Annotated in this window: 1 protein-coding gene; it reads right to left on the bottom strand. The window is 71.9% G+C overall.

Annotated elements, in window-relative coordinates:
• On the bottom strand, nt 1-345 hold a 345-nt coding region (vgrG, locus tag HMPREF2716_RS16580), incomplete at both ends, for a type VI secretion system tip protein VgrG (protein WP_141762316.1).

Here is a 345-nt window from a genome sequence, read left to right as displayed (position 1 = left end):
CCTTGGGCCCGACCACCACCGCAGTCTGCGGGCCACGGACGATCGGCAGCGGAGTGGTCGGCAAGGGGCGGTAGGCCTGGCCGGCATCGATGCAGTCCAGCTCGCTCTCGAACTGCGCGCCGACCCCGCCGCCGCCGGTCTCGTAGAGTTCCTGGACCACCCGGTACTCGGCGCCGACCACCAGGTACTCGCGGTTCTGGTCCTCGCGCGGGTAGCCGCTGAGCTTGAACAGGTGGCCCGAACCCAGGCCGCGGGCGCGGCCGCGCAGGCGCACCCGTTCGTAGCGCGCCTGCAAGGCTTCGATACGGGTCCGCGCGTACTGCTCGCCGTCCTGGCTCTGCACGT

It is taken from the genome of Pseudomonas sp. HMSC076A11 (genome assembly GCF_001810205.1).
GTDB lineage: Bacteria > Pseudomonadota > Gammaproteobacteria > Pseudomonadales > Pseudomonadaceae > Pseudomonas > Pseudomonas aeruginosa.
This window is presented reverse-complemented; position numbering and strand designations above follow the sequence as displayed.